Source organism: Streptomyces malaysiense, from assembly GCF_000980885.2.
Classification (GTDB): Bacteria; Actinomycetota; Actinomycetes; order Streptomycetales; family Streptomycetaceae; genus Streptomyces; species Streptomyces malaysiense.
On the sequence record NZ_LBDA02000004.1, the window covers coordinates 64,073 to 76,472 of the forward strand.

The following is a 12,400-nucleotide window of genomic DNA, read 5'->3' on the forward strand; positions in this document are numbered from 1 at the left end:
CGGCCGCCGTGGACGACCGTAATCTGTACATTTGTGCAGTAGGGATCACTGTCGGTCGTGCGGTTGCAGGCCCGTGCTCATGAACCTCGCAGGTGAGGCAGTATGTCCGACTTGAGTGCGCCGATCGTGGCCACGTTCCTCGTGTACGTGGCCGTCATGATCGGAACAGGCGTCTGGGCCTACCGCCGTACGCGCACGTTCGCCGACTTCGCTCTGGGCGGCCGCAGACTCCACGCGCTCGTCGCCGCGCTGTCCGCGGGAGCCAGCGACATGTCCGGCTGGCTGTTCCTCGCCTTCCCCGGAGCGGTGTACGCGGCCGGTCTCGGTGGCAGCTGGATCGCGGTCGGCCTGGTGCTCGGTACGTACCTCAACTGGTTGTTCGTGGCACCGAGGCTGCGCACCTACACCGAACGCGCCGGGAACGCGGTGAGCCTGTCGTCCTACCTGGAGGAGCGGTTCGAGGACCGCACACGGATGCTCCGGATGGTCTCGGCGGCGGTGACCCTCGTGTTCTTCACCGTGTACGTGGCCAGTGGACTGGTGGCCGGCGGGCTGCTCTTCGGGCACATCTTCGGTGCCGGGTTCAGGCTCGGGGTGGCCCTGACCGCCCTGGTGATCGTCGTCTACTCGTGCCTGGGCGGCTTTCTGGCCGTGAGCCTGACACACGTCATGCAGGCCACGCTGATGTTCCTCGCCCTGCTCGTGCTCCCCGTCGTGGGTATCGCGACGCTCGGCGGCTTCGGTACGCTCCGTGACTCCCTCGACGCGAAGACGCCCAGCCTGCTGGACATGGGGGCCAAGGTCGACTTCGTGAACGGGCACTGGTCGGGAAGCGGCGGACCGCTCGGCGTCGTCGCGATCATCTCGTTGCTCTCCTGGGGCCTCGGCTACTTCGGACAGCCGCACATCCTGGCCCGCTTCATGGGCATCCGCAGCACCGGCGCCGTGCCCGCGGCCCGCCGTATCGAGACCGGGTGGGTGATCGTGGTGCTGGCCGGCGCCACGCTCGTCGGTCTGCTGGGCATCGCGCGGTTCGGCACACCGCTGCACGACCCGCAGACGGTGTACATCGCTCTGAGCCGGACGCTGTTCAGCCCGTGGGGCGCCGGTGTGCTGCTGATCGCGGTGCTCGCCGCGATCATCTCGACCGCGGACAGCCAGCTCCTCGTGTCGTCCATCGCCCTCACCGAGGACTTCTACCACGCGTTCCTCAAGCGGCAGGCCTCGGACCGGACGCTGGTGTGGGTCGGGCGCGCCGCCGTCGTCACCGTGACACTGGTGGCCTCCCTGATCGCGCTCAGGGGCGGCGGGCTGCTGGGCATCGTGGGCTACGCCTGGGCGGGCTTCGGCGCCGCCTTCGGGCCGGTCGTCCTGCTGTCGCTCTACTGGCCCCGCATGACCTGGGCGGGGGCCATGGCCGGGATCGTGTCCGGCGCGACCACGGTGCTCCTGTGGCGTGTGGTCAGACCGCTGCACGGCCCCTTCTGGTCGGGCGTCTACGAGATGATCCCGGGCGTCCTGGTCGCCACGGCCGCGGCCCTGGTCTTCGGCAGGTTCGTCGGCCGCCCCCCGAAACGGGCCTTCTGGCGGATGCCGGGCGGCGGGGTGAGCCGACTGATGCTCACCCCCTTCCTCAGCCACGCGCCGGTCGGCATCGCCGTCCTCGACACGGATCTGCGGTACGTCTGGGTGAACGAGCCACTGGACCGCCAGATCCCCCTCGGACGACGGCTGGGGCGACGGATGGCGGAGATCCTGCCGCAGGCCGAGGCGGACGCCTTCGAGGAGAAGATGCACGAGGTCCTCCGGACCGGCGCGCCGGTGATGGACTACGAGTACCGCGGTGCGGGCTACACGGTGCAGGACGGAAGCCGCGCGATCTCCGTCTCCTTCTTCGCGATGAAGGACCGCCACGACCGGAACGTCGGCATCTGGTACATGATCATCGACGTCACCGAACGCTGGCGGGCCCAGGAGCGCCTGGCCCTGCTCAACGACGCCGCCGCGCGCATCGGCAGCACCCTGGACGTGACGCGGACCGCCCAGGAACTCGCCGACGACGCGGTGCCGGCCGTCGCCGACTTCGTCGCCGTCGACCTGCTGGACTCGGTCATGAGGGGCGAGGAACCGGCACCCGGGCCGGTCGGCATGGTGCCCATCATCCGCCGAGCGGCCCAGCAGTCGGTCCGCGAGGGCTGCCCCGAGGCGTCCCTGGCCGTGGGGGAGACGGTCCGGCGCGCGCCCGCCTCGCCCGTGACCCGCTGCCTGCTGGAGAGCAGGACCCTGGTCGAACGGGTCCTGGACCGGACCAACAGCCCGTGGGTGACCGTCGACGAGACGCTGGGCGCCTCGTTCCTCGACTACGACCTCCGCTCGGTCATGGTGGTCCCCGTGCGGGCGCGCGGCGTCACCCTGGGGGCGGCGACGTTCGCACGGGCACGCCGGCTGGGCCCCTTCGAGGACGACGACGTCCGCCTCGCGGAGGAACTCGTATCCCGGGCGGCGGTGTGCATCGACAACGCACGCCGTTTCACCCGTGAGCGCACGGCGGCCCGTTCCATGCAGCGCTACCTGTTGCCGCAGGACCTGACGGGAGGCTCCGCCCTGGCCGTGGCCTCGTGGTACCTGCCGGCGGACGCCCCCAGCGGGGTGGGCGGCGACTGGTTCGACGTGATCCCGCTCTCCGGAGCACGGGTCGCCCTGGTCGTCGGGGACGTGGCCGGGCACGGCATCAACGCGGCGGCGACCATGGGGCGGCTGCGCGTCGCGGTACGCACGCTCGCCAACCTCGACCTCTCCCCGGACGAACTGCTGGCCCATCTCGACGACCTGGTCATCGGCCTCATGGGGGCGCACGACATCGATACCCCGCCGGCCGCCGAGGGCGAGGCGACGGGCACCGCCTTCCTGGGCGCCACCTGCCTGTACGCCGTCTACGACCCGGTCAGCAGGCTGTGCACCATGGCCCGAGCCGGTCACCTCCCCCCGATGATCGTCGCTCCCGACGGCGCCGCCGACATCCTGGACCTGCCCGCCGGACCCCCGCTCGGCCTCGGCTACCTCCCCTTCGAGTCCATCGAGACCGAGCTGGCGGACGGCAGCCTCATCGCCCTCTACACCGACGGCCTCATCGAGTCCGTCGACCGGGACATCGACGTCGGGCTCTCCCGGCTGGGCGATGCCCTCGCGGCACCCCTGCCCACCCTGGGCGAGACCGGCCAGCGAGTGATCGACAGCCTGCTGACGGGCCCGCCCGCCGACGACGCGGCCCTGCTCCTCGCCCGTACCCGTGTCCTGCCCCCGGACCGCGTCGCCTCCTGGGACCTCCCCACCGACCCGGCCGCCGTCGCGCACGCCCGCGACCTCGCGACCCGGAAGCTGACGGAGTGGGGCATCCCCGATCTGACGTTCACCACGGAACTCATCGTCAGCGAACTGGTGACCAACGCCATCCGCCACGCGACCGGACCGGTCTGCCTGCGCCTCATCCGGGACCGCGGCCTGATCTGCGAAGTCTCCGACGCCAGCAGCACCTCGCCCCGCCTGCGCCACGCGCGAACCACCGACGAGGGGGGACGGGGCCTGCTCATCGTCGCCCAGATGGCTCTCCGGTGGGGCACTCGGTACACGAAGAACGGCAAGATCATCTGGACCGAGCAGGTCATCGCGGCCGACTAGTGCCGCGGCAGGCGACGTTCGCCCGTCGCCTGTTGCGGCACTAGCCATACGGGCTGAGGCTCCTGCGCTCCATGCCGTTCATCGCGTGACGGCGGACGTGCGCTCGGGCTCCTCCTGGCAGCGCCCGGGTGCCGTCGGCAGGGTGAGGACCATGGTGAGGCCGCCGCCGGGGGTGTCCTCGGCGTCGAGGGTGCCGCCGATGGCCTCGGCGAAGCCACGGGCGACCGCGAGGCCGAGGCCGACGCCTGCGCCGCGGGGGGAGTCGCCGTAGCGCTGGAACGGCTCGAAGATGCGGCTCTTGGCCTCGTCCGGGACGCCGGGGCCGCGGTCGACGACGCGGACCTCGACCCGGTCGGCTATGGCACTGGCCGAGACCAGGACAGGCTCATCCGGCGGGCTGTATTTGACCGCGTTCTCGACGACGTTGGCGACGGAGCGTTCCAGCAGCCCGCGGTCGACGTCGACCATGGGGAGGGTTTCCGGGATGTCGAGGTCGACGCGGTCCTCGGGTACGCCGCCGAGCGCCATGGGGATCACCTCGTCGAGGTCGGTCTCGCGGATGATCGGCGTGACGGTGCCGGTCTGGAGGCGGGACATGTCGAGGAGGTTGCCGACGAGGTGGTCCAGGCGGTCGGCACCCTCCTCGATGGCCGCCAGGAACTCCGCCTGATCGGCCTCGGACCATTCCACGTCGTCCGAGCGCAGGGATGTGACGGCGGCCTTGATGCCGGCGAGCGGGGTGCGCAGGTCGTGGCTGACGGCGGCGAGCAGGGCGGTGCGGATGCGGTTGCCCTCGGCCAGGGCCTTCGCCTCGTCGGCTTTCTGCTGCAGACGCTGTCGGTCCAGGACGACGGCGGCCTGCGCGGCGAAGGCGGCCAGGACGCGGCGGTCCTCGGCGGGCAGGACACGGCCGGAGAGGGCCAGGGTCAGGTGGTCACCGACCGGGACGTCCACTTCGGCTGCGTCGGGGGCGGTGCAGGGGCGGGGGCCGACGCTGCCGGCGCAGGTCCAGGGAGCGATGTCGTTCTCGCGTTCCAGCAGGGCCGCCGACTCCATCCCGAAGGTCTCGCGGACCCGGTCCAGGAGTGCTTCCAGGGTGGTCTCGCCGCGCAGGACGTTGCCCGCGAGGAAGGAAAGGATCTCCGACTCGGCGCGGAGCCGGGCCGCCTGGTGGGTGCGGCGGGCGGCCAGGTCCACCACGGAGGCGACGGAGACGGCGACGCCGAAGAAGACCGCGATGGCGACGATGTTCTTCGGATCGGCGATCGTCCAGGTGTGGACTGGCGGGGTGAAGTACCAGTTCAGCAGGGCGGATCCGACCACCGCCGAGGCCAAGGCGGGGAGGAGCCCGCCGAGCAGGGCCGCCGCCACGGTCATCGTCAGGAACAGCAGCATGTCGTTGGCGAGTCCGAGGCCGGGGGCGACACTGCTCAGCAGCCAGGTCAGGAGCACCGGTCCCCCGATTCCGGCCAGCCATCCCCAGATGACCCGGGCCCGGCCGAGCCGCGCGCCCCTGGCGGCGACGGGCAGTCCTCGGCCCTTGCCCACTTCGTCGTGGGTGATCAGGTGGACGTCGAGGTCGGGGCCGGAGTCCCGGGCGACCGTGGCGCCGACACCCGGCCCGAAGACGTACTGCCAGCTGCTGCGACGGGAGACGCCCAGCACGATCTGGGTGGCGTTCACGCCCCGCGCGAAGTCGAGCAGGGCCGCGGGGATGTCGTCGCCGACCACGTGGTGGAAGGTGCCGCCCAGGTCCTCCACCAGGGTGCGCTGGACGGCGAGTTCCTTCGGTGAGGCGGAGGTCAGGCCGTCGCTGCGGGAGATGTAGACGGCCAGGACCTCGCCCCCCGCGCCCTTCTCGGCCAGGCGCGAGGCGCGCCGGATGAGCGTACGGCCCTCGGGACCGCCGGTGAGCCCGACCACGATCCGCTCGCGAGAGCCCCAGATCTTGGAGACCCGGTGCTCGCTGCGGTACTCGGTCAGGTATTCGTCGACCCGGTCCGCCACCCACAGCAGTGCCAGCTCGCGCAGGGCGGTCAGGTTCCCGGGGCGGAAGTAGTTGGACAGGGCCGCGTCGACCTTGTCCGGCTTGTAGATGTTGCCGTGCGCCATTCGGCGCCGCAGGGCCTGCGGGGACATGTCGACCAGTTCGATCTGGTCGGCCCGCCGGACGATCTCGTCCGGAACGGTCTCCTGCTGCCGAACGCCGGTGATCGACTCCACGACGTCCCCGAGCGATTCCAGGTGCTGGATGTTGGCCGTGGAGACGACGTCGATACCGGCCGCGAGCAGTTCCTCCACGTCCTGCCAGCGCTTGGCGTTGCGCGAGCCGGGGATGTTGGTGTGCGGCAATTCGTCCACCAGCGCCACCTGGGGGCGGCGCGCGAGGACGGCGTCCACGTCCATTTCGCCGAAGACGCCGCGCCGGTACTCGATCTGCTTGCGCGGGATCTGTTCCAGGCCGTGCAGCATCACCTCGGTGCGCGAGCGGCCGTGGTGCTCCACGAAGGCGACGACACAGTCGGTGCCCCGCTCCACCCGGCGGTGCGCCTCGGACAGCATGGCGTAGGTCTTGCCGACGCCGGGTGCCGCGCCGAGGTAGATCCGGAACTTGCCGCGTGCCATGTTCATCCTTCGAAGCGGTAGCCCATGCCGGGCTCGGTGATGAGATAGCGGGGGTGAGCGGGGTCGGATTCCAGTTTGCGCCGCAGCTGGGCCATGTAGACGCGCAGGTAGTTGGTCTTGTTGCTCTGCGAGACCCCCCAGACCTCCTGGAGCAGCTGCTTCTGAGTGATCAGCCGGCCGGGGTTGCTGACCAGGATTTCCAGCAGGTGCCACTCGGTCGGGGTCAGCCGTACGTCCCGCCCGTTCCGTACGGCCTTCTTGGCCGGCAGGTCGAGAGTGAAGTCCTCCGTCTCGACCAGCGTCGTCTCCGGGACGAGTGGCGTGTCCTCGGTGCGGCGGACGGCGGCGCGCAGCCGGGCGAGCAGCTCGTTCATGCTGAACGGCTTGGTGACGTAGTCGTCGGCGCCCGCGTCGAGGGCCGCGACCTTCTCGTCGGACGACTGGCGGGCGGACAGGACCATGATCGGGACGCGGGTCCAGCCGCGCAGAGCCCTGATGACGTCGGCGCCGTCCATGTCGGGCAGGCCGAGGTCGAGAAGTACCACGTCGGGCTGGCGGGCCGCTGCCAGATGGAGTGCGGTGGCGCCGTCGGGGGCGGCGTCGACACAGTATTGGCGCGCCTGCAGGTTGATCACGAGGGCCCGTACGAGCTGCGGGTCGTCCTCCACCACGAGCACCCTGGTCATGGGTGTGTGCCTTTCCTCTCGTACGCCGGGCCGAAGGCGCCGGGAGAGCCTGCCGACCTCATGACAGCGGGAGCCGACGGACTCGGGTTTTCCCTCGTCCGTCGACTCCCGAGCATGTCGTGTAATCCCATCAACGCTTCGCCACGAGGCCCTTGAGCGCGATGTTGAGCTCCAGAACGTTGACGCGGGGCTCGCCCATGAAGCCGATGACGCGGCCGTCGGTGTGGTCCTTGACCAGCTTCCGGACCTGGGCGGCGGGCAGTCCGTTCGCCTTGGCCACACGACCAACCTGGATGTCCGCGTACTTCGGGGAGATGTCCGGGTCGATCGCGGAGGCCGAGCCGGTAACCGCGTCCTTGGGCACCTCGGACTGGGGTACGCCGTTGAACTCGGCGACCCGCTCCTTGGCGTCCCGGACCAGCTTCACCAGTTTCGGGTTGCTGGCGCTGAGCTGGTTGGAGCCGGTGGCCAGTGGGTCGTAGTCGCTGTTGGACGGGCGGGGCTGGAACCACTTCGGGTCCGGCTTGTCGGTGCCCTTGATGTTCCAGCTCTGGCCGATCAGGGAGGAGCCGGCCTCCTTGCCGTCGACCTCGACGATCGAGCCGTTGGCCTTGTGGCGGAAGGCGGTCTGACCGATGCCGGTGACGAGGAGGGGGTAGACGATGCCGGTCACGACGGTGAGGACGAGCAGCATGCGCGAGGCGGCCCACGTCATGCGGCCGAAGTTCACAAAGGAATTGTTCATGTCCTTCACCCGATCCCGGGGATGAGCGAGATGAGCAGGTCGATGAGCTTGATGCCGATGAAGGGGGCGATCAGGCCGCCGATGCCGTAGAGGCCGAGGTTGCGGCGGAGCATCTTGTCGGCGCTCATGGGCCGGTACCGCACGCCCTTCAGGGACAGCGGGACCAGCGCGATGATGATCAGCGCGTTGAAGATGACGGCGGACAGGATCGCGGAGTCGGGCGAGGACAGCCGCATGATGTTCAGCCTGTCCAGGCCCGGGTAGACGGCGGCGAACAGCGCCGGGATGATCGCGAAGTACTTCGCCACGTCGTTGGCGATGGAGAACGTCGTCAACGCGCCGCGGGTGATGAGGAGTTGCTTGCCGATCTCGACGATCTCGATCAGCTTGGTCGGGTTGGAGTCGAGGTCGACCATGTTGCCGGCCTCCTTGGCGGCCGACGTGCCGGTGTTCATCGCGACGCCGACGTCGGCCTGCGCGAGCGCGGGCGCGTCGTTGGTGCCGTCACCGGTCATCGCGACCAGCTTGCCGCCGGCCTGCTCCCGCTTGATGAGGGCCATCTTGTCCTCGGGGGTGGCCTCGGCGAGGAAGTCGTCGACGCCCGCCTCCTCGGCGATCGCCTTCGCGGTCAGCGGGTTGTCGCCGGTGATCATCACGGTCTTGATGCCCATCCGGCGCAGTTCCTCGAACCGCTCGCGCATGCCCTCCTTGACGACGTCCTTGAGGTGGATGACACCGAGGACGCGGGCGCCGCGCTCGTCGTGCACGGCGACGAGCAGCGGGGTGCCGCCGGCCTCGGAGATCCGGTCGGCGACGGTGTCGGCGTCCTCGGCGACCGTGCCGCCCTGTTCCCTGACCCACGTGATGACCGAACCGGCCGCGCCCTTGCGGACCTTGCGGCCGTCGACGTCCACACCTGACATACGGGTCTGGGCGGTGAAGGCGATCCATTCGGCGTGGGTCAGCTCGCCCTGGTGGCGTTCCCGCAGCCCGTACTTCTCTTTTGCCAGGACGACGACGGAACGGCCCTCGGGGGTCTCGTCCGCCAGCGAGGACAGCTGGGCCGCGTCCGCGACCTCGGCCTGTGTCGTCCCGTGCACCGGCACGAACTCGGCGGCCTGCCGGTTGCCGAGGGTGATGGTGCCGGTCTTGTCCAGGAGCAGGGTGGAGACGTCACCGGCTGCCTCGACGGCGCGGCCCGACATGGCGAGCACATTGCGCTGGACGAGGCGGTCCATGCCGGCGATGCCGATCGCGGACAGCAGCGCGCCGATGGTGGTCGGGATCAGGCAGACCAGCAGGGCGACCAGCACGACCATGCCGAGGTGGGAGTGCGCGTAGTTCGCGAACGGCGGCAGGGTGGCCACGGCGAGCAGGAAGACGACGGTCAGCGAGGCGAGCAGGATGTTGAGCGCGATCTCGTTGGGGGTCTTCTGCCGGGCGGCGCCCTCGACCAGGTTGATCATCCTGTCGATGAAGGTCTCGCCCGGCTTCGTCGTGATCTTGATGACGATCCGGTCGGACAGCACCTTCGTGCCGCCCGTGACGGCGCACCGGTCACCGCCGGACTCGCGGATGACCGGTGCGGACTCGCCGGTGATCGCCGACTCGTCCACCGAGGCGACGCCCTCGACGACGTCGCCGTCGCCGGGGATGATGTCGCCGGCCTCGCACACCACCAGGTCGCCGATGGTCAGCGCGGTGCCGGGCACCTTCTCCTCGGTGGTGGCGTCCGCGAGCAGCCGGCGGGCGACGGTGTCGGTCTTGGCCTTGCGCAGGGTGTCGGCCTGGGCCTTGCCGCGGCCCTCGGCGACCGCCTCCGCCAGGTTGGCGAAGATCACCGTCAGCCACAGCCAGGCGCTGATGGTCCAGCCGAACCAGTCGGTCGGGTCCTTGAAGGAGAAGACCGTCGTCAGGACGGAGCCGACGAGGACCACGAACATCACGGGCGACTTGACCATCACCCGCGGATCGAGCTTGCGGAAAGCGTCCGGCAGCGAGCTGAGCAGTTGCTTGGGGTCGAACAGGCCGCCGCCGACCCGGCCCTCGTCGGCCTTGTGACCCGTCGGCGCGTCCTGGTGGGGCGCGAGGGTGGGAGTGGACGGAGTGGACATGGAGTCCTGCTTCTCTATCTCTGTCTTCGATGTGTCGGTGGTCATCACGCCAGGCCTTCGGCAAGCGGGCCCAGGGCCAGGGCCGGGAAGAACGTCAGACCGGTGATGATCAGGATCGCTCCCACCAGCAGGCCGGTGAACAGCGGCTTCTCCGTGCGCAGGGTGCCCGCGGTGACCGGGATCGGCTTCTGCTCGGCGAGCGAGCCGGCCAGAGCCAGCACGAACACCATGGGCAGGAAGCGGCCCAGCAGCATGCACAGGCCCAGCATCGTGTTGTGGTACTCGGTGTTCGCGCCGAATCCGGCGAACGCGGAGCCGTTGTTGTTGGACGCGGAGGTGTAGGCGTACAGCACCTCGGAGAAGCCGTGCGCGCCCACGTTCGTCATCGACGACTGGCCCTTGCCGAGCGCCATCGCCAGAGCCGCGCCGATCAGCACCAGGGACGGGGTGACCAGGATGTAGCAGGCGGCCAGCTTCATCTCGCGGGCGCCGATCTTCTTGCCCAGGTACTCGGGGGTGCGGCCGACCATCAGACCGGCGATGAACACCGCGATGATCGCCATGATCAGCATGCCGTAGAGGCCGGAGCCGGTGCCGCCGGGCGCGATCTCGCCCAGCATCATGCCGAGCAGCAGCACGCCACCGGACAGACCGCTGAAGGAGTCGTGGAAGGCGTCCACCGAGCCGGTCGACGTCATGGTGGTGGACACCGCGAACAGTGAGGAGTTGCCCTCGCCGAAGCGCTGTTCCTTGCCCTCCATCGCGCCGCCCGCCAGCTGCGCTGCGGTGCCCGGGTGGGCGTACTCCAGCCAGGTCACGGCCAGCACGCCGGCGAACCAGATGATGCCCATCGCGGCCACGATCGCGTAGCCCTGCTTGACCGAGCCGACCATCTTGCCGAAGGTACGCGGCAGCGAGAACGGGATCACCAGCAGCAGGAAGATCTCCAGCCAGTTCGTGAACCCGTTGGGGTTCTCGAACGGGTGTGCGCTGTTGGCGTTGAAGTAGCCGCCGCCGTTGGTACCGATGTCCTTGATCGCCTCCTGCGAAGCGACGGCACCCGGGCTGATGGCCTGCCTCTGGCCGGTCAGCGTGGTGATGTGGTGGATGTCACCGAAGTTCTGGATGGCACCGCAGGCGATCAGCACCACGGCCGCGACAACGGAGAGCGGGATCAGGATCCGGATGACGCAGCGCACCAGGTCTGCCCAGAAGTTGCCCAGCTCACCGGTTCGTGAGCGGGCGAAGCCACGCACCAGCGCCACCGCGACGGCGATGCCCACGGCCGCCGAGACGAAGTTCTGCACGGCCAGACCCATCGTCTGGGTGACGTGGCTCATGGCCACCTCCCCCGAGTACGACTGCCAGTTCGTGTTGGACACGAAGGAGGCGGCCGTGTTGAACGCCTGGTCCGGGCTGATCGGCTTGAAGCCCAGCGACAGCGGCAGCTTGTCCTGCACCCGCTGGAGCAGGTAGAGGAACAGCACGCTGACGGCGGAGAAGAACAGCACCCCTCGCAGGTAGGCGGGCCAGCGCATCTCCGCGTCCGGGTCGGCGCCCACCGAGCGGTAGATCCACCGCTCGGCGCGCAGGTGCTTCGTGGACTGGAAGACGGCGGCCATGTAGTCGCCGAGGGGACGGTGCACCAATGTGAGCACGCCGATCAGCGCGGTCACGAAGAGCACGTCAGCAAGGACGGGACCCATGTCTGTACTCAGAACCTCTCCGGGAAGATCAGGGCGAGGACGAGATAGCCCAGCAGGGCGACGGCCACGACCAGACCGACGATGTTTTCGGCGGTCACAGCTTCGTCACCCCCTTGGCGACGAGAGCCACCAGCGCGAACACCGCGACCGTGATGGCGACGAAGGCCAGATCGGCCATCGTGAACTCCTGAGAGATTCGGGGGCGGAACAAGGACGATTAGAGGAAACCGCGGTTCTGGCCGGATCCGGTCGTCCGTTGACGGCCCTCTTACGGCAGGCCCGTCGACCTTGACGGAGCCCTTACGCCAGTGACCCATACCGGCCGGCAGCCCTGGCGTGTGAGCGACACCGAGGACCGCGTGGTCCTTATCAGAACGGCGTCAAAATGATTTGTTCGCGTCCTCAGCGTCTCTGACGTCACTGGTATGGAACGCGGTGATCTCCTCGAAGTCCCCACCGCGGTACAGGCAGGGGGCACGCGGGACGACCTGGAGGCCGTCGAGCATCGCCTCGGTGTGCGGGCGGCCTTGGCACTCCACGAAGCCGACCGCCACGTCCGCCCCGCGCGAGGCACGGCGGTGCCCTTCGTCGAGCATCCGGTAGGTCTTGCCGACCCCGGGGGCCGCGCCGAGGTAGACCTTCAGTCGTCCGGGCCGTACGTCACTCATCGCCGCCGACGCGCTCCGCTCACTGGATCAACTCCCCCATGATGAAGGGGCTGCTCCTAAGAAGGCCTCTCCCGGAGCCGTGCGGGACGCCTCTTAGCGCTTCCTTGGCGTCGATACCGATCGCCTTGACACTGCTTTGACGTGACCTGGGCCGATAAGGTGAGAGCGGTGTGCCGGG

General features: G+C 69.4%; 7 protein-coding genes and 1 pseudogene. 1 reads left to right on the top strand and 7 read right to left on the bottom strand.

The window, feature by feature from the left end; genetic code table 11:
• The first annotated feature begins 102 nt into the window (after window positions 1-102).
• A complete protein-coding gene (putP, locus tag VT52_RS02020) occupies window positions 103-3,678 on the top strand; it encodes a sodium/proline symporter PutP (protein WP_046416895.1) in 3,576 nt (1,191 codons plus the stop codon).
• 78 nt (window positions 3,679-3,756) lie between these two features.
• Here putP and VT52_RS02025 read toward each other — a convergent pair whose 3' ends face one another.
• The 7 genes and pseudogenes from VT52_RS02025 to VT52_RS02055 form a co-directional block, all read right to left on the bottom strand.
• Window positions 3,757-6,303 (bottom strand): sensor histidine kinase, encoded by a 2,547-nt coding sequence (locus VT52_RS02025; protein ID WP_046416896.1) that lies wholly within the window; start codon window positions 6,301-6,303, stop codon window positions 3,757-3,759.
• A gap of 2 nt (window positions 6,304-6,305) precedes the next feature.
• Window positions 6,306-6,989: a response regulator gene (locus VT52_RS02030; protein ID WP_046416897.1), complete on the bottom strand. Its 684-nt coding sequence runs from the start codon at window positions 6,987-6,989 to the stop codon at window positions 6,306-6,308.
• A 130-nt stretch (window positions 6,990-7,119) separates the two neighbouring features.
• On the bottom strand, window positions 7,120-7,734 hold the full coding sequence (gene kdpC, locus VT52_RS02035) for a potassium-transporting ATPase subunit KdpC (protein ID WP_046416942.1): 615 nt from the start codon (window positions 7,732-7,734) through the stop codon (window positions 7,120-7,122).
• A 5-nt stretch (window positions 7,735-7,739) separates the two neighbouring features.
• Window positions 7,740-9,893, bottom strand: a complete 2,154-nt coding sequence (gene kdpB, locus VT52_RS02040; RefSeq protein ID WP_046416899.1) for a potassium-transporting ATPase subunit KdpB — start codon at window positions 9,891-9,893, stop codon at window positions 7,740-7,742.
• Complete coding sequence (kdpA, locus tag VT52_RS02045; RefSeq protein WP_046416900.1) at window positions 9,893-11,554, bottom strand: potassium-transporting ATPase subunit KdpA; 1,662 nt, start codon at window positions 11,552-11,554, stop codon at window positions 9,893-9,895. The genes kdpB and kdpA overlap by 1 nt, the downstream gene beginning before the upstream one ends.
• Window positions 11,555-11,562: 8 nt before the next feature.
• Entirely contained in the window at window positions 11,563-11,652 is a 90-nt protein-coding gene (gene kdpF, locus VT52_RS02050) for a K(+)-transporting ATPase subunit F (protein ID WP_016434100.1), read from the bottom strand.
• A 339-nt stretch (window positions 11,653-11,991) separates the two neighbouring features.
• A pseudogene (locus tag VT52_RS02055) lies at window positions 11,992-12,222 on the bottom strand (sensor histidine kinase KdpD); the annotation flags it as partial.
• Window positions 12,223-12,400: the final 178 nt, after the last annotated feature.

Excerpts from the sequence above, each read along its gene's own strand:
- VT52_RS02030 (WP_046416897.1), bottom strand. The coding sequence starts at position 6,989 with ATGACCAGGGTGCTCGTGGTGGAGGACGACCCGCAGCTCGTACGGGCC.
- kdpC (WP_046416942.1), bottom strand. The coding sequence starts at position 7,734 with ATGAACAATTCCTTTGTGAACTTCGGCCGCATGACGTGGGCCGCCTCG.
- kdpB (WP_046416899.1), bottom strand. The coding sequence starts at position 9,893 with ATGACCACCGACACATCGAAGACAGAGATAGAGAAGCAGGACTCCATG.
- VT52_RS02025 (WP_046416896.1), bottom strand. The coding sequence starts at position 6,303 with ATGGCACGCGGCAAGTTCCGGATCTACCTCGGCGCGGCACCCGGCGTC.
- kdpA (WP_046416900.1), bottom strand. The coding sequence starts at position 11,554 with ATGGGTCCCGTCCTTGCTGACGTGCTCTTCGTGACCGCGCTGATCGGC.
- putP (WP_046416895.1), top strand. The coding sequence starts at position 103 with ATGTCCGACTTGAGTGCGCCGATCGTGGCCACGTTCCTCGTGTACGTG.